Annotated in this window: 13 protein-coding genes; 4 read left to right on the top strand and 9 right to left on the bottom strand. The window is 48.9% G+C overall.

Translation table 11 applies throughout. From position 1 onward, the window contains the following. Positions 1-207: 207 nt before the first annotated feature. The 3 genes from P2H89_RS11095 to P2H89_RS11105 all read right to left on the bottom strand — a co-directional run bounded on the left by P2H89_RS11095 (position 208) and on the right by P2H89_RS11105 (position 4,657). The gene (locus P2H89_RS11095; RefSeq protein WP_275826809.1) at positions 208-2,343 is read right to left on the bottom strand and encodes an elongation factor G; all 2,136 of its coding nucleotides are present in this window, start codon (positions 2,341-2,343) and stop codon (positions 208-210) included. Positions 2,344-2,496: 153 nt separating this feature from the next. Further along, on the bottom strand, positions 2,497-2,868 hold the full coding sequence (locus tag P2H89_RS11100; RefSeq protein WP_275826810.1) for a hypothetical protein: 372 nt from the start codon (positions 2,866-2,868) through the stop codon (positions 2,497-2,499). 493 nt (positions 2,869-3,361) lie between these two features. Continuing rightward, positions 3,362-4,657, bottom strand: coding sequence for a lamin tail domain-containing protein (locus tag P2H89_RS11105; RefSeq protein WP_275826811.1), 1,296 nt, complete (start codon positions 4,655-4,657; stop codon positions 3,362-3,364). 244 nt (positions 4,658-4,901) lie between these two features. On the opposite strand from P2H89_RS11105, the gene dnaG reads away from it, so the two are divergent. From dnaG to P2H89_RS11125, 4 genes are all read left to right on the top strand, one after another. Continuing rightward, positions 4,902-6,860 (top strand): DNA primase, encoded by a 1,959-nt coding sequence (dnaG, locus tag P2H89_RS11110; RefSeq protein ID WP_275826812.1) that lies wholly within the window; start codon positions 4,902-4,904, stop codon positions 6,858-6,860. 132 nt (positions 6,861-6,992) lie between these two features. Then, complete coding sequence (locus P2H89_RS11115) at positions 6,993-7,700, top strand: hypothetical protein (RefSeq protein ID WP_275826813.1); 708 nt, start codon at positions 6,993-6,995, stop codon at positions 7,698-7,700. Further along, entirely contained in the window at positions 7,697-8,365 is a 669-nt protein-coding gene (locus tag P2H89_RS11120) for a hypothetical protein (protein WP_275826814.1), read from the top strand. Before P2H89_RS11115 ends, P2H89_RS11120 begins: the two co-directional genes overlap by 4 nt. A gap of 259 nt (positions 8,366-8,624) precedes the next feature. Beyond that, a complete protein-coding gene (locus P2H89_RS11125; protein WP_275826815.1) occupies positions 8,625-9,629 on the top strand; it encodes a histidine kinase in 1,005 nt (334 codons plus the stop codon). A gap of 32 nt (positions 9,630-9,661) precedes the next feature. On the opposite strand, the gene P2H89_RS11130 is transcribed toward P2H89_RS11125, so the two are convergent. The 6 genes from P2H89_RS11130 to pnp form a co-directional block, all read right to left on the bottom strand. Then, the gene (locus P2H89_RS11130) at positions 9,662-10,192 is read right to left on the bottom strand and encodes a class IV adenylate cyclase (RefSeq protein WP_275826816.1); all 531 of its coding nucleotides are present in this window, start codon (positions 10,190-10,192) and stop codon (positions 9,662-9,664) included. Between the two features lie 119 nt (positions 10,193-10,311). Then, positions 10,312-10,776, bottom strand: a complete 465-nt coding sequence (locus P2H89_RS11135) for a hypothetical protein (RefSeq protein WP_275826817.1) — start codon at positions 10,774-10,776, stop codon at positions 10,312-10,314. A gap of 167 nt (positions 10,777-10,943) precedes the next feature. After that, a complete protein-coding gene (locus tag P2H89_RS11140; protein WP_275826818.1) occupies positions 10,944-11,753 on the bottom strand; it encodes a M48 family metallopeptidase in 810 nt (269 codons plus the stop codon). A 158-nt stretch (positions 11,754-11,911) separates the two neighbouring features. After that, complete coding sequence (gene plsY / locus P2H89_RS11145) at positions 11,912-12,583, bottom strand: glycerol-3-phosphate 1-O-acyltransferase PlsY (RefSeq protein ID WP_275826819.1); 672 nt, start codon at positions 12,581-12,583, stop codon at positions 11,912-11,914. Positions 12,584-12,663: 80 nt separating this feature from the next. Continuing rightward, on the bottom strand, positions 12,664-13,482 hold the full coding sequence (gene prmA, locus P2H89_RS11150) for a 50S ribosomal protein L11 methyltransferase (protein WP_275826820.1): 819 nt from the start codon (positions 13,480-13,482) through the stop codon (positions 12,664-12,666). Positions 13,483-13,611: 129 nt separating this feature from the next. After that, positions 13,612-15,777 carry a polyribonucleotide nucleotidyltransferase gene (gene pnp, locus P2H89_RS11155; RefSeq protein ID WP_275826821.1) on the bottom strand — a complete coding sequence of 722 codons (2,166 nt, stop codon included), beginning with the start codon at positions 15,775-15,777 and terminating at the stop codon, positions 13,612-13,614. Positions 15,778-15,780: the final 3 nt, after the last annotated feature.

Raw genomic sequence — 15,780 nt, forward strand, 5'->3', positions numbered from 1 at the left:
AGCAGGTCCGGAAGTCGGGGTAAAGGTGCCACAAAACAGGGCCATCGGGTACCAAGGTGGCAACCCTTTCTGCAAGCGCGACCCACAAAAAAACAGGTCACTGCCTTTTGGGGCCGATGACCTGTTGCACAACACGGGTAAGCACCACATTCATTCGTCGGGGATTGCCAATGAGGACAATGACGATATGAACGCCTGGCCGTTTTTTTATACCTCCTCTTTAGCTAGTTTGTGGTAATCGTCCTGCAATTTTTTCTGTATCTCACCCGGTACTGCCGCATAGTCTTCAAACTGCATGGTAAACTTGGCGCGGCCCTGGGTGATAGACCGCAGGGATGATGAATAATCGTGCATTTCTGCCAGGGGTACCTTGGCAAGGATCTTCGTGAAATGCCCTTCGGTGTCCATGCCTTCAACGATGGCGCGGCGTGTTTGCAGGTCACCGATCACAGCTCCGGTAAGTTCGTCGGGACATAATATTTCAACATGATAGATAGGTTCCAGTATTTGCGGATCGGCCAGTGCAAATGCCTGCTTAAAAGCCATGAGTCCGGCTATTTTAAAAGAGATATCGTTCGAATCGACGGCATGCATTTTTCCATCGTATACCGATACGCGCACGTCGCGAACAAAGGAACCGGTCTGCGGCCCTTCGTGCATTTTTTCCATGACGCCTTTCATGATCGAGGGCAGAAACCGGGCGTCGATAGCCCCTCCAACTATGCAATTAAAATAAACGAGTTTGCCGCCCCAGTCGAGGTTGTGTTCTTCACGGGCTCTCACATTAAGCCCCTTGGGATCGGGCATGCCTTCGTACCAGGGTTCTATGCGCATGAACACTTCACCAAACTGGCCGCTGCCGCCGGATTGCTTTTTGTGGCGGTAGTTGGATTCGGCCATGCGGCGAATGGTTTCGCGATACGGAATACGTGGCCGGCTGAACTTCACTTCCACCCCATGCAAATGTTCTATGCGCCATTTGATGACGGACAGGTGGAGTTCGCCGAGGCAATGGATAATGGTTTGTTTAAGCTCCTGAGAGAATTCAACCCTGATGGTAGGATCTTCTTCGGGCAATTGGTGGAGCGCCAGGGAAAGCTTTTCCTCCTCTCCTTTCTTAATCGACTCGATGGCCACGCTCATATTGGCGGCCGGGAATTTGATGGGCTCCAGTTCAAAGATCTTGCCTTTTCCATGCAAAGTATTGTTGACGTGGGTATTTTTAAGTTTGAGGGTGGCGCCGATATCGCCGGCCACGAGTTCGTTCACGTTGATGCGTTTGTTGCCTTCCACTACAAAAAGCTGGTTGAGTTTTTCCGATACGCCGGTGGTCTCATTCGTTAGCTCCATACCGCTTTTAATCGTTCCGGAGAATACTTTGAAGAAAGACAATTCGCCTACGTGAGGTTCGGATACTGTTTTGTAAATAAAGAGGCAGACAGGCCCGTTTGCATCGCAGGGCAGATCCTGTTTCGATGATACGAGTTGGGCCGACCGCATTTCATTGGCACTGGGGCATACGTTGTCGATGAACCCCATCAGGCGTCCACTGCCCATATTGCGTTCGGCAGAGAGACAGAACAAGGGAAAAAGATCGTGGTTGATCATGGCTTTTTTGAGTCCATCCTTCATTTCATCTTCATCCAGTTCTCCTTTGTCGAAATATTTTTCCATGAGGGCTTCGTCGTTACCGGCGATGGACTCTACCAGTTCGCGGTGGAGTTCTTCGGCCCTGGACTTTTCGTCGTCAGGAATGGGTAACTTTTCGGGCTTTCCACCGGCATCCTTGAATTTATACATCGTCATGCGCAACACGTCGATGATCTCGTGAAAGCCTGCGCCCTGCTGGCGGGGATATTGCACCACCACCACTTTATTGCCAAAGTGGTTTTTGGCTTCGCGGACAGTGTTGTCGAAATCGGCGTTGTCGTCGTCGAGTTTATTGACGGCCAATATCATGGGTGTTTTGAACTGTTCGGTATAATCCCATATGATATCGGTGCCCACTTCCACGCCCATGACGGCATTGAGGAGCATTACCCCGGTGTCGGCTACGCGTAAGGCAGAAACAACCTCTCCGGCGAAATCGTCATAGCCCGGCGTGTCGATGATGTTGATCTTATAGCCACGCCATTTGGTATGCAGTAAAGTGGAGAAGATGGAGTTGCCCCGTTCCTGTTCGAGTTCGTGGTAGTCGGAAACAGTGTTGCGTTCCTGGACGGAACCCCGGCGGGTAATGAGGCCTGCTTCGAATAGCATGCATTCCGCCAATGTTGTCTTGCCTGTGCCCGCGTGGCCCAGCAAGACGATATTTTTTACGTGTGACGTATCAAATTCCGGCATAGCATAGGTTTTTTAATATTAATAGATGTGGTGCGGGAGTTATAGGGATAGGAATATGCTACGCTTTTGCGCAGGCAATAGCGTAGACGGGCTGTGCACCGGAGAGTGGGTGCCGGCAGCGTCAAGGTAACGGAGGCCTATAGGCGGCCCTGATCACGTTCGGTCGGCGAAATCTTTGAATTCCTGCTTTACTTCCTGCAGCGTGTGTTCGAGTTGCTGGTACTCATCGTACAGTGATTCGTGGTGGGAGGCGGTGTCGTCCTGGATCTGACCTTTTACTGTTTCCGATTCGATCTGCCTGAAATGGGACTTGATGGCATGTTTGAGGTCGTGGATGTTGATGAGCTGAATGTGGAGCTGGTTGTCCAGGTGATCTACTTCCAGTAGATCTTCTTTGGTGGTTTGCCTTGCGGCTACATCTATGAGTTTGTTTTTAAGCTGGCCAAACTCATCTCGCCAGGAACGCAATGTCTCCCTCCAGGCATTGCATTCACGCGAAAGCTGTGCTACGTCTGTCGTAACCATGGGAGAAAAATTTAGGTGAAGAAATAAAGAACTGTTTCAGAACGCGAAGACTGATTGCTAGTGGTTCTTATCTAAATTAGGAAGTTTTGGCCAAAGCGCCGGGCGATTTCCATTAAAATTATTCACCTTCCACGCAGGTTTAACATAGGGGGTGAAAATGCAACAAGGCCCCAACTTGGGTACGGAGCAATCAGCCACCAAGGAGGCGAAAACGCCAATGAGGCATTGAGGTGTCAGAACAGCGATAAGGCGAGAGGGAAGCTAGCCCGGAGAAGCAATCCCGGCAAGCAAGGTGGGCAGCGGAGGTATACATGGCGGCGAAAAAAACATTGATCCATTGATCGTTAGCAAATAGCCCGGTGGATTTGCCCGCGGGCGACCTTTTACGGGTATGCAATCAAGGTTGCTGATCTTTGAAGGTGGCGACCTTTTGCGGGTATACGCATCAAGGTTTGCAGACCTTGAGTGTGCCGACTTTTTACGGGTATCCGAATCAGCGTTTCTGGCCCTTGAGGCTGGCCACCCATTCGCCGGTTTCATTAGTGAGGCGGATGATGTACACGCCCGCCTTGAGGGTATGCATGGGGAGCGCGTAATCGCTTTGACCGGTTTGAATGAGCAGTTCCTGCTTCCTTACCTGTCGCCCCAACTGATCGTAGACCTGAGCGCACCACTTCCCTTTTTTCTGCCCGTTTATCGACAATTTACAGTCGGCATCGAACGGATTACCGAGTAAGCGAATAGCGGCTGTAGCTCCATTGCGCTGATCGGCAGTTACGGATTGGTTGAGCAAACGAGCACTACAGCCCAGTATTGAAAAATCGAGTTGGGTTGCATCGCAGCCCAGGGTGCTCACGATGGCGAGGCGGTAACTGCCCGCCGCCAGATTCCCAATCGGAATATTCGAAGCCGTATTGTCAACCCCATTAAAATATTGATCGTTCTCGTCGAAGACTTCGTTTGAATCTTTATCGCGTGCCAATGTATACTGCATGGGGAACAAAGTGGGGTCGGATACGGTAATGACCACGCTTCCATTGGTGGTACAGTCGTAAGGTTGTGTGAGGCTGAGCGTTGCATTCCAGGATAATGTTTGCCCGGTTGTATTATTTCTATCCCCGGCACTTTCATGGGTATCTTTCAACCATCCGCAGCCTCCATCCACTTTACGGGCAAAACTATTGCCCCTGCCTGCCGACTCCCCTACTGCTTCATATTGTATGCCCATATTATCCAGGTCGAAGCTGCGTGGTGTGAATTGTCCGCCGAGCGATGACGTCGTTACCGATACAGACGCTTCAACCGGCGTGCTGCGTACGATCGCGTCGATTACGACAAGGTTGGAATCCAATAGTACAATCTGGTCATTGCTGCTACCGCCGTCTGTCAGCAGGCCATCGCCGGTTGTTGGGATGGCGGTACTCGTACAGCCGCAGGTTGTCCAGTTAAGGTTGACCGCTACATTCCGGGTGTCGTTGCCGCAATTTTGGAGTATGGTATTTTGTCCGGCCAACACATAATATTGATTGGCGGGCAGGATCGTATTGCGCGGTATAGTGATGGAGTATTCACCATCAGTTACGATATAGCCACCGATATTGACCGGGCCGGGACCGAAGTTGAAAAGTTCGATGAATTCTGCAGTCGTGCCACAGCCGTTGCTGGGCCAGGGAAGGTATTCGTTGATGAGCACGCGGCCCTGTGCCCGGGAACTGAGAAAAGAAACCGTAAGGAGGCAGATCAGGATGATGCTGCGCAAATTGTTCATTCGGGTATAGGTCGTTATCATACGGTTGGATTTAGGGTAACTGGGCGTGGCGGGAAACACGGGCAAATTAGTCCACCCCAAACGCATAACAAAAATCAATTATGCGCAGTAAGAGAATTCCTATAGGGATGAATAAAGGTTACAGCAAGCGACTCTCTCAGGCGCGGAAATGATCCCAGCCCATCTGGCATTTTTACTGTAATTTTTGAAGGTGAAGGCGTAATAGCTTAATTTTGCCGGTTCAAAATAACAAACTGAAAATCAGTTGATAAGTCAACAAACGATACAACAAATCCTTAGCCGGGTCGATGTGGTGGAGGTAGTGGGCAGCTTTGTGAAGCTCAAGAAGCGCGGGGTGAACTATATCGGGCTTTGTCCTTTTCACAACGAGAAATCGCCTTCCTTTTCGGTATCCCCTACCAAGGAGATCTATAAATGTTTTGGCTGCGGCAAAAGCGGTAACTCCATCAGTTTTTTGATGGAAGTGGAAAAGTACTCCTATGTAGAGGCATTGCGCTGGCTGGCCAACAAGTACAATGTTGAGATCGAGGAAACGGAGATCAGTCCTGAGCTGAAGGCACAATACCAGGTTGCTGACAGCTTGTACATCATCAATCAATTTGCCCAACAATATTTCGCGAAGCAATTGTTTGAGTCTGAAGACGGTGATGCGATTGCGATGAGTTACCTCAGGGAGCGGGGCTTCAATGAGGACATTATCCGCAAGTTTCAGATCGGCTATTGCCTGCCCGAAAGGGACGCTTTCGCCAAAGCGGCACTGGCGGCTCAATACAACCAGGATTACCTGCAGAAAACAGGGTTGATAGTGGTGCGGGATGACAGGCCTTACGATAACTACCGGGGGCGTATCATCTTTCCTATCCACAACCAAAGTGGCAAAGTATTAGGCTTTGGAGCCCGCGTGATCGGCAAGGTGGAGCGTGCGCCGAAATACATCAATACGCCCGAGAACGAGATCTACCATAAGAGCAAGATCCTGTATGGTTCTTACTTCGCACGCCAATCGATCGATAAGAACGATGAGTGTTTACTGGTAGAAGGCTATACCGATGTGGTGTCGCTGCACCAGGCAGGCATCGAGAATGTAGTGGCCTCGGGTGGTACATCTCTTACGCCCGATCAGTTGCGGCTGGTGAAGAAGTACACGAAGAACCTCACGATCATTTACGATGGTGACTCAGCCGGTGTTAAAGCGGCGCTACGTGGCCTCGATCTCGCGCTCGAGGAAGGGTTGAACGTAAAGCTGGTATTGATTCCCGACAACGAAGATCCCGATAGTTATGTGAATAAGATCGGCGCCGAGCAGTTCCGGGATTTTGTAAAAGCAAGTAAGAAAGACTTTATCCTTTTCCAGGTGGAGATCCTGTTAAAGGATGCCGGTGACGATACGAATAAGAAGGCGGCACTGGTAAACCAGATCGCCGAGACCATTTCGAAGCTGAATAAGACGGAAGATTTCACCAAGCAGCAGGACTATATCCGTCGTTGTGCAGATCTGTTACGGATCGAAGAAGTGGGTTTGAACAACCTGGTGAACAAATTCATCCGGGACAAGCTCACCAAACAGGAAGCCAAACAGCAACAGTCGCAGTCGCCATTTCCGCCAATGGATGGTGGTCCGGATTTCTATGATGATGGCCCTCCTATTTTTGTTCCCGAAGATGAAGCCGGTTCGTTGTTCAATAAGGATGAAATGAACGAGCGGGCGATGGTTCGTTGCCTGCTGGATTATGGGTTGAAGCCCTGGGATGAAAGCCGTCGTGTGGCAGATTATATCTTCGAAGAGTCGGTTGACCAGAACATGATCGACAACAAGGACCTGGTACGCATCCTGGACACCTATAAAGTGTGGTATGATGAAGGGGTTGAACCGGGACCGAAGAATTTCCTGTATCACGAAGACCAGACGTTGAGTGCGATGGTGGTGACGGTGATGGACTTTGCGTATGAGATGAGCCCCAAATGGAACGAACACTTCGATGGCAAGCTACCTACAACGGAGGATATCTATAGGGCTGATGTTAAGTCGGCCGTCAATTACTTAAAGATCCGAAAGATCCGCCGGCTGATCGATGAGAACCAGCGCGACATGCAAAAGCCACATAATTCCGAAGAGCTGCTGGTGTTGTTACAAACGCATATGGCATTGAAGCAAATGGAGCAGGACATGATCAAGCAGAATGGAACGGTGATATTGAAATAGCAAAACCCCCAATTCAACCACACAAACAAGCACTTGAGGCAAATTCCAGCTTATCAACTTCCCGCTAAATAGGCAAGATTGTATTTTGCGGTGACGGGCTAATGCCTGGACGCACTATCAAAACTTGTCAATATGTCGTTGTTTTACCAGGCTTTTAGAAAAGGGACGCCGAAAGAAGCTTTTGAACCCTCAGATATCTGGGAGGTGAATGTAGATCTTGCAGGATTACATCTCACGACAGGATTTATGGATGGCTCTCATAATTCGGACCTCCAATATGACAACGGCGAATCGCTGATCTCCGCTTATACACAGGAGGTGCACCAAAAATTACAGGCAGGCTTTGTGTATGTCAATTCGGCCCCCCACCAACTTGACGAGATCATAAACTTCGACAAGCTGCAAGCAAGCAAATTGAAAAAGATATCCTTCCTTTCTTTAAAGGAACTGTATGCACTATATGCATCGATCCCAGCCGACCTGATCCAGTTTATCGGGAATGGTACACACATCAATATGCACAAAAAGAAAGCTATCAAACTATGTAATTCTTTTAGTGTACCTGTTCACTTCTTTTCACCTCGCCTGGCGAAGCACCTTAAGAATAAGGAAGTAAAAGTGGTCTTGAAGGACACGGACACTGACCCCAGTCAATTGATCCCATTTCTGGAAGCCAAAACCACTTCAAGCTATCCGTGGGATTATGAAGCGCAGGTGTACATCCGTCCCACAAACAATGGCGGGTACGAGTTTGTGATCCTCGATACAGACGGTAAGTACTTTACCACGATGGGGGCGACATCTATCGAAGAATTCATGGCAATCCATTTTGCGGAATGATCCTGACAGCAATTAAGAAGATGGCTCAAAAGATGCTTCTGGTTAAGCTATTCATTTTACCCTTCGTCATTTGTACCGCCCAGCCGATGGACTATATTAGCAATTTACGAAACCTGCTTGCACTCGATCCCGCACAGATTCAACAATTCAAAAGAACCTCTGGTGATCTAAAGTTTATCCATACCAGCGACAATGGCCTCCTGGTTACCAATATGCCCCTGCTACCCGCCCCCATCAATCACGACCTTTTGCCACCGGCTTCATTACATTTATTACTTCAAGACGATCTAACCCTATATGGCGCTATTGTTCGGTTGATCCAGGAGGACATCTCCACCATAAGGCTGGATTTTTATGGACGGGCGCTGGATTTCCATCCAAACTATGAAGAAGACAGCCTGGCAGTAACCCGCATCAAAGATGACTTAAGGAAATGTTTTAAGGAATTTCATTGGGCTGAGCAACCCATCTCCAACCACTTCGCATTATCTTTTAGCTATCAGGAACTGCAGTTGACGATCCTGCTGGAGACGCTGGCAGATGTTCAACACTACCCATTCTGGAATAAACTGAACGCTGATTTTCATTATCAGTATACAGCAGACCATATACCCGTGCTGGAACGATTCCCACATTTTATTATCCGCAAAACCACTTCCCTTTAATAGGCTGACCACCACTTTTGCTGAAAACCTTCTGACTGAATCGGCTATTTAAGGGCCCCGGATTGACATTTTTGACCACCGAACTAATCAGCAACGGCAAGGCAAAACAACTCATGCTTCATTTTTCTCAATTCATACGCACCTGTTCCTGCTATTACTTGCAGGATTCTGCAGTATAGCCTTTATCCTGTACATTTGGCGGCAGCAGTTTCCGATGATAGCCATGCACTCTCCATTTTGTTCAGGTACAGACAGGCGGATGCGCCTGTTCGGCCCGGTATTTCTATTTACCGTGGGCGCGCTGTTTTTCAGGCTAAAGCTATACCTGGATACACCCACCAACAAATTACCGATCCTCGTCATGGTAGCCCTTTCCTGCGGTTATGTAGGGTGGGAATTGTCGCGCCTAACGGCCATTTACCTTCAGGCCAGGTGGCCGGGCCTGGCCCGCATCCGTCAGCGCCTCCTCATACTCATACTGGCCATTGTTGCCATTTCTCATTTCGGTTTCATTTTACGCAACCTGGTGCACGGTGCCCTGGGCAGCTACCCCCTGGTATGGCCTACCATGGTCGACTATTCAAGCGGTCTGGGCGTACTGATCTTTTACGCAACGGTAACATTGTTCATTTATGAAGGTGGTTATTTATGGAAGCAGTGGCAGCAAACTTCGGCAGAAAAAGAAAGGCTGATCGGATCGGAATGGCAGGCAAAATTCGATGTCTTAAAGAACCAGATCAACCCGCATTTCCTCTTCAGTAGCCTTAATTCGCTGAGTACGCTGATTGCCGAAGATCCGGTACAGGCGGAGCGGTTCACCAACGAGCTCAGTAAAGTGTACCGGTACCTCCTGCACAGCAATAACCAGGACCTGGTGACGGTAGCCGATGAGCTACGTTTTATTTATTCGTATGAACATTTGCTGCGTATCAGACATGGCAACCAGTTTCGGCTAATGATCGAAGTACCGGTTTCGTTTCATCAATGCCTTGTTCCATCGCTTACAATGCAGTTACTGGTCGAGAATGCCGTCAAACACAACATTGTATCGCGCGAGCAACCTTTAGAAGTCTGGATCAAATGCCAGGACGGTCAGTTCCTCTCGGTCGAGAACAAGCTGCAACGCAGGGAAACGCCGATGATGTCGAGCGGCATGGGTCTTTCTCATATCAACAATAAGTTGCGGCTGCTGCAACTCGGCGAGGCGATTGTAGAAGAAACGACGCTATTCTTCAAAGTGTCGGTGCCGTTGGTTTGCCGTTAACCATCTATAGATCGGTAAGATTTCGTTGCAATTTATTCCTGGTCCCCTGACTTTTCAAGCAACATATCGCTGTAAGAGACTTGTATAAGATCATCGTCGGCCACGCCGAATGCCTGACGGTAGTATTCGCATTGTTCGCGGAGTTTTTCGACGGGCAAGTCGTCGTTTTTGTTACTGGCTTCTACTTCCACGAAGGTGCCCAGGCTATCCAGCTCATCGATGTGGAACTTTACGTTGCCGATAAAATAGATCTCGCGTTTCTTGACGACCGTTACCTTAATACCAAGCGCATGAATGAGCGTCTGGCGCAGGCTGTTTGCCTCCGCTACCGGGGTTAGCAGACAATCGGCCTGTTTGGGCCCGGCCTGGTTGGATCGCTGATACCAGATAAGGTTCTTTTCAATATGGCCTTCGCGCAACTTCAGGCGTCCGTTGGGCACTTTGAAATAGGTATCGGTTTGTACGTCGGTGCCGCGGTATTCCGCGCCATGATCAAGCAGGTATTGCCTGATGTCGCCGGGATGCAGCGTGCGGGCTTTGAATTCGATATTGATAAAAGACATGGCTGGTGGTTTGAATAAATGGACGATTTCAAAATATGGCGTGGCACCCGTGCCGGGGCATAAAAAAACAGACCCATTGGTGCGGGTCTGTTAGCAATAATTTGTGGTTGTGACGATGGTTACTCTGCCATGGCGGGTACTCGTTTGCCGGGTACCGGAGCCCTGCGGGCAGGTTTAGCAGGTGCGGCGGCTGGTGCGGGTGCTACTTTGCTAAAGCGCATAGCGGTCCAAACATGATCGAGGGCCACTTCGTCGGCGCCTTCAAAGCCGGCATTCCGTACACAGTCCCAACTGCATTGACGGTTAAGATTGGTTGCAATTTTGGAAGAGGATTTTGGATACGCGATCCAGAATTTACCTTCTTCCTGTAAAGCCGGGATTACGTCCTTCATGATGCCTGTCAACTGGTTCTCATTGACTGCAAACACCAGTGCAAAGTCGATTTTGCGCGTCTTCAACAAAGGCGTTACATTCTTTGAAAAGGCTAATTTGACAAACTGTTTCTCGATGGAGGAGGGAAGTCCCTGGATCAGTACATTTTTTTCTTCCTGAAGCTGAAGCTTATCTAATAAGTTTTGCGACATGCCTGAGAAGTTTTTTTAGTAAGTAACTAAGGATTAGTTCAAACGGGATTGCAAAGGTAAGGCAAATCTGCCATGTTTTGGAACTTTTCGCATTAAAAAACCCGCCAGGGGCATTAATATGCCACTGGCGGGTTATTTGAAAAATTATTATATAATTTCTTTATAACCTATTTACCGATGGGTTTATAGTACTTAAGTGCTTCCGGCATCAACTCCCGCAACTTATCTATACGGGTTGCTTCGGCGGGGTGAGTACTTAATATTTCCGGTGGTTTTTGTCCGTTACCGGCGGCAGCCATGCGTTCCCATAGTGGGATGGCTTGTTGAGGATCGTATCCGGCCATAGCAGCGAATATAAGGCCATAATGATCGGCTTCCAGCTCCTGTTTGCGCGAGAATGGCAAAAGGGCTCCTACCTGCGAACCGACGCCATAAGCGCTCATAAAGAGGTTCTGCGCTTCGGGTGTTTTGTTGGCGATAGCAACTGAGAGCGCTACCCCACCCAGTTGTTGTACGGTGGCCTGGCTCATACGTTCATTACCATGCTTGGCGAGGGCGTGTGCGATTTCGTGGCCCATCACCACGGCAAGGGCCGCTTCATTTTGGGTGATCGGCAGCAGGCCGGTATACACCACGATCTTGCCACCGGGCATACACCAGGCATTTACTTCTTTGGAATCGACCAGGTTGTACTCCCACTTATATCCTTCCAATTCCTGCGATAATCCTTTGGAGGCGTAGTAGCTATTGATGGCGGAGGTAAGGCGTTGCCCTACCCTGCGTACCATTTCTGCATCCTTATTAGCTGTGGAGGCGACTACTTTATTCTGACTGAGGAATTGTGTGTATTCGGAAGCGGCCATGCTTTGAATATCTGCTTCGTTGTAGAGCGATAGCTGGTTTCTTCCGGTGATCGTATTTTGGCTGCAGCCAATAATGAGGGCTAGTGCTGCGGCTGCAACAAAGGTTCTTTTCATGGAGAATATATTTTGTCAAAAATAGAGAAACAATCTTTGTACCAGCTACTAATTTAATACCAGCAATGTTGATTTCTCCTTAATACTTAACCAGGTATAAAAACGAAACATCCGCCATATTGTGGCGGATGTCCCAATTATGTAACAATCTGTAGTGATTAGTCTTCTTCTTTGGCGAGTCTCCGCCGTTCTCTTTTGCGGTCACGGTACTTCAATATGGGCACTTTGCTTTCGCTGCCGCGCAAGAGGCGGGTAATATTCTTCTGGTGTGTAAGTATCACCAGTAATGCTACAGCAATGGCAAATGCGCGGTACAGTGGTTCTTTTTCATTAAAGATAAAAAGGATCAATACTGCAAATGCGATACTGGCAAATATCGAACTGAGCGATACGAAGCGCGTCAGATAAAGTACGAGGAGAAATACACCTACGCAACATACAGCCACAATGGGTTGAATGGCGAGTATCATTCCAAATAAAGTGGCTACTCCTTTACCGCCCCTGAAATCGGCCCAAATGGGAAAAATGTGCCCCAGCACAGCAGCCAGGCCGAGACCTACCATCAGGTTGGTGCGATCCCACTCATTGGCGATATCAGCGTAAAATGGTAACAGGAGATAGAGACTGGTGGCAGCAACGCCCTTGAGCATGTCCATGATCATCACGAACGTACCCCAGCGGGAGCCTAAAACGCGGAAGGTATTGGTAGCGCCGGCATTACCGCTACCGTATTCACGGATGTCGATACCGAAGAAACCTTTGCTTACCCAAACAGCTGTAGGAACAGAGCCGATCAAATATGCTATTACAATGATGAGCACTTCTTTCATTGAATAGTTGGTTGAAAGTTGGAAAATTCAAATATAAGGGAAAAACAGTTTAAAAAGCTGTCTCACACCCTTTTATTCTGTTACACAGTGGTTAACCTTAGTGCGATCCAGGCCTGATGCTGTTTTTCATCCACAAATTGAATTCCGTGGCTGTTTGCGGATGTCAGGATATCAGACCGGTCGCCTGCCAGCAGGCCACTCATGATAATAACGCCCCCTGGTGTTAAATGTTGTTTAAGGGCACCCATATTTGCCAACAAAACATGCTTATTGATGTTGGCCAGTATCACATTAAATGTTCCAAATTTTTCTAAACTGTCGGCCTTCTTCAGCACGATCTTTGTGGCGCCGTTTACTGCAATATTCTCTGCCGCATTTTCCACACTCCAATCGTCGTTGTCAATCGCTGTAATAGTTGCGGCGCCCTGCTTTTCCGCCAATATGGCCAATATTCCTGTGCCCGTACCAAAATCGAGCACCGATTTCCCCACCAGGTCAAGTTGTTCCATATACTGGATCATCATATAAGTGGTAGAATGATGGCCGGTACCGAAACTCATCTTGGGTGTGATGACGACTTCATACTGCACGTCTTTGATGGGTGCATGAAAATGTGCGCGTACCGCGCAGAATTTATCTACCACCACGGGCTCGAAATTCTTTTCCCATTCTTCATTCCAGTTACGCTGGGCAATGCTTTCGGCCGTGTACTTCACTGCCATGGATTGAGCCAGCACCACCAGCGCCTCCTCATCAAGCTGCTCTTCGGGTATAAATGCGGACAGGTATTGGGGACCTTCCTCAAATCCTTCGAAACCCTGCTCGCTCAGTAAAGCGATCAGTATTTCCTGCTGCTCTTTGGTGACGGGATGAAACTTTGCGTGTAGATAGTTTGCCATAACGGTAGTAAATGATGAATGAATTGCAACGGGCAGTTTGTGGCCACGCCGTTAATACAAAAGGGTGAGCCACTTTGCAAAGCAGCTCACCCTTTTATTATTTATGCTGGTATTAATAACCTCGCGGGATTACTGCTGTGGAGCAGCTCCATTGCCCTGGGGCGATCTGGGTCCGCCTTCGGGTTTGGGCATTAATACTTTGCGGCTCAGTTTGAATTTGCCGGTTTTGTGGTCGATGCCGATCAGTTTCACTTTCACCTTCTCGCCTTCTTTCAACACACCTTCCATGCTATCGAGACGTTTGTGAGAGATCTCACTGATGTGGAGCAAACCTTGTTTACCGGGCAGGAACTCTACGAAAGCGCCGAATTCCTTGATGCCTTTCACCGTTGCTTCGTATACGGAACCAACTTCGGGCATTGCGGTAATACCTTTGATCCAGGCTACAGCTTTGTCCAGACCTTCTTTCGCAGGGCTGAATACGCTTACTTCACCGTAGTTACCAACTTCTTCGATGTTGATGGTAGTGCCGGTTTCGCGCTGGATCTCCTGAATGATCTTTCCTTGTGGTCCGATCACCGCACCAATGAATTCCTTGTCGATGAAGAGTTTCTCCATGCGTGGTGCATGTGGTTTCACTTCTTCACGGGCTGCAGGCATACATTCGTACATGGCTTCGAGGATATGAAGACGGCCTTTACGTGCCTGCTCCAATGCTTCGCGCATAGTGTCCATGCTGAGGCCATCGATCTTGATATCCATTTGTACACCGCAAATACCTTCGCGGGTACCGGTTACCTTGAAGTCCATATCACCGAGGTGATCTTCATCTCCGAGGATATCGGTGAGGATAGCATACTTATTATCGGAAGCGCGGGTAACCAATCCCATGGCCACACCACCAACGTGTTTGGGGAAGGGAACACCTGCATCCATGAGGGCGAGTGAACCAGCGCAAACGGTCGCCATTGAAGATGAACCGTTCGATTCGAGTACGTCACTTACCACGCGAACGGTGTAAGGATACTCGGTGCCTGGCATCATCTGCTTCAGTGAACGCATGGCGAGGTTACCATGACCAACTTCACGACGGCCTGGACCACGCATCATTTTCACTTCACCGGTAGAGAATGGCGGGAAGTTATAATGCAGGATGAATTTGGAATATTCGGAGTTGGCGGCACTTTCTATCAGCAGCTCATCCAACGGAGTACCCAATGTAACGGTGGTGAGAGATTGTGTTTCACCTCGGGTAAACAACGCAGAACCGTGGGGTGAAGGCAGTGCATCCACTTCCATGGCGAGGCCACGTACCTGGTCGAGCTGACGGCCATCGAGACGTACTCGATCATTGATCATCATGTCACGTACAAGTTCCCATTGGAGATCTTCGTAGTATTTTTTAGCCTGCTTCTTGGACTTGTCGTCTACTTCTTCGCCGAGGCTTTCAATGAGTTCCTTTTTCAGGGTATCGAAAGCTTCGCTGCGGGCGTGTTTCGCAGACGCGCTTTTGGCGATCGCATAGATCTTATCTTTTGCAAAAGCATTTACCTGAGCGCGGAGCTCTTCGTTCTGTTCGGGTTTGGTGTAATCACGTTTGCCTTGCACGCCTGCTTTTTCACGCAGTTCGTGTTGTGCTTTGATCTGAATGCGAATGGCGTCGTGGGCAATTTCGAGCGCCTTTACCAGGTCTTCTTCACTACATTCCTTCGACTCACCTTCCACCATCATGAGGTTCTTTTCAGTAGCTGCGATGAGGAAGTCCATATCGGCGGTAGCGAGTTCAGTACGACTTGGATTCACAACGAAGTTCCCGTCGATACGTGCTACACGTACCTGAGAGATCACTTCTTTGATTGGAATATCTGATACTGCGAGTGCGGCAGAAGCAGCGAGGCACGCCAGTGCATCGGGCATTACTTCTTTATCGCTGGAAACAAGCGTAATGAGCACTTGTACATCGCAGAAATAGTCTTCGGGGAATAACGGACGTAAAGAACGGTCGATCAAACGGCTTACCAATACCTCATAATCATTCAGACGGCCTTCTCTTTTGAAGAAAGAGCCAGGAATACGACCGGCAGAGGCAAATTTTTCGTTGTAATCTACTACCAGGGGGAAAAATTCCTGGCCTTCTTTGGGTTCTTTGTTGGCTACCACGGTAGCAAGCATGATGCTATTACCCTGGCGAACGGTAACGGAGCCATGAGCCTGGCGTGCCAGTTTACCGGTTTCGATGGATACCATACGGCCACCACCGATGTCGAAAGTTACACTAATAGGTTGCGAGAGCATAGA

Source organism: Paraflavitalea sp. CAU 1676, assembly GCF_029223285.1.
Classification (GTDB): Bacteria; Bacteroidota; Bacteroidia; order Chitinophagales; family Chitinophagaceae; genus Paraflavitalea.

Bases quoted from the DNA above. Each gene is read 5' to 3' on its own strand.
- P2H89_RS11100 (WP_275826810.1), bottom strand. From the start codon at position 2,868: ATGGTTACGACAGACGTAGCACAGCTTTCGCGTGAATGCAATGCCTGG.
- prmA (WP_275826820.1), bottom strand. From the start codon at position 13,482: ATGGCAAACTATCTACACGCAAAGTTTCATCCCGTCACCAAAGAGCAG.
- pnp (WP_275826821.1), bottom strand. From the start codon at position 15,777: ATGCTCTCGCAACCTATTAGTGTAACTTTCGACATCGGTGGTGGCCGT.
- plsY (WP_275826819.1), bottom strand. From the start codon at position 12,583: ATGAAAGAAGTGCTCATCATTGTAATAGCATATTTGATCGGCTCTGTT.
- P2H89_RS11135 (WP_275826817.1), bottom strand. From the start codon at position 10,776: ATGTCGCAAAACTTATTAGATAAGCTTCAGCTTCAGGAAGAAAAAAAT.
- P2H89_RS11120 (WP_275826814.1), top strand. From the start codon at position 7,697: ATGATCCTGACAGCAATTAAGAAGATGGCTCAAAAGATGCTTCTGGTT.
- P2H89_RS11125 (WP_275826815.1), top strand. From the start codon at position 8,625: ATGCGCCTGTTCGGCCCGGTATTTCTATTTACCGTGGGCGCGCTGTTT.
- P2H89_RS11095 (WP_275826809.1), bottom strand. From the start codon at position 2,343: ATGCCGGAATTTGATACGTCACACGTAAAAAATATCGTCTTGCTGGGC.
- P2H89_RS11105 (WP_275826811.1), bottom strand. From the start codon at position 4,657: ATGATAACGACCTATACCCGAATGAACAATTTGCGCAGCATCATCCTG.
- P2H89_RS11115 (WP_275826813.1), top strand. From the start codon at position 6,993: ATGTCGTTGTTTTACCAGGCTTTTAGAAAAGGGACGCCGAAAGAAGCT.
- P2H89_RS11140 (WP_275826818.1), bottom strand. From the start codon at position 11,753: ATGAAAAGAACCTTTGTTGCAGCCGCAGCACTAGCCCTCATTATTGGC.
- P2H89_RS11130 (WP_275826816.1), bottom strand. From the start codon at position 10,192: ATGTCTTTTATCAATATCGAATTCAAAGCCCGCACGCTGCATCCCGGC.